Genomic DNA, 1505 nt, shown 5'->3' on the forward strand with positions numbered 1-1505 from the left:
GCGCTCCCATTCGATTTCGACTTCCAGTTCCTGGTGCCCCAACCACTTAACGTCTCCTTAACTGCAAACTCACACTATTCCTATGCAAATTACACCACATTCACAGCCTATTTGAACATATCCGGTTCATCAGCCCCCTACTCAATCAAAATGAATTTCGGCGGCTCTCTATCATATCTCCAGGTTTACGAGAATGGCGTATATTTGCCTAATAACGACAATTACCAATCCAACGCGAACATACTCTCAATAAGTTCACAAACCCTCGGTGTTAACGGAGGCTTTGTTGTATATGGAAAGGAAAAACCGGAGAGTGCTCTCTTTGTGAAGCAGACGGGACTATGGTACATTGCAGAACCTGGACAGATACTGGTCTACACACCTTCCATTGGAAACGTGCAGGCACAATTTGTGGGAAGCATAAGTGGCGTTCCCAGCTCATTTGATTCATACTACTCAAACATGACATATATTAACGGGTTCATATATGCTGTTAATTTTGGAGATAACAACGTTCTTGTAATCAATACGACAAGTATGAGCGTTCAGAAAACAATTACTGTAGGCTCAAGCCCACAATGGCCGGGGTATAATCCAAGTGTTCAGTTACTTTACGTACCTAATTATGGCTCAGATAACATTTCAGTTATAAGCGTTATCAACAATACTGTGATTAAGACCTTTGATCTCTCATCTTATACATCAATAGGTACAGGCCCGGAAGGTATTGCATATGTACCTGCGAATAACGAACTTTACGTTAATATGTTTAATTCAGGCACTGTGGCAGTTCTAAATGCAACCACAGGCAAATTGATAACATACTTCAATGTGGGGAGTACCCCAGAACAGATAATCCTTGACCCATCTAACGGGCTAGTATATGCAACAGGAACTGGAACAGGAATTTATTATGGACATAATGTAACAATATTCAATCCTGTCAATAATTTACTTGTTGCAAACATATCGACAACATACGGAGGGACTTTCGGTATTCAGTACAACCCAGTTAACAATCTTGTCTATGTAGCTGAAGGAGGTGGTGCAGTGGCAATTATAGACAATACCACTCTTGTTAATGAAACATTCGTTGGCAATGCTCCTATCCAGCTAGCCTTCAATCCTGTTGATGGCAACATGTATGTGACGCAGTATGAGACTGGCCTTTCATACCCGTCAAATGTTGTGTTCTCCCTATCTTTATCCACCGGCCCAGTCAGCTTAAAATTCGTTGGAATGTACGCAAACATTCCTGATTATGCAAAATCCAACCACCAGATATGGGCAAACGTTACATCATCATACCCAATGACTCATCCATACTTCATGAATGTATCCTATGACGAATATGCCATACCATATCTGCAGACGGGCATAATACCCTCCATGACCTCTGGTATCGCTCCAGTAGTAATATCCTTTGATGCAACACCGTTGTTTGGAGAACTCCCCAATATGCAGCAATATACATACTCCTGGAATCTCCTGGATTCATCCATGAA

1 pseudogene is annotated in these 1505 nt (G+C 41.6%); it reads left to right on the plus strand.

The window, feature by feature from the left end:
- A pseudogene (locus ACYQ0N_RS15195) lies at positions 1-1505 on the plus strand (YncE family protein); the annotation flags it as partial.

This window comes from Ruminococcus sporogenes (assembly GCF_054655175.1).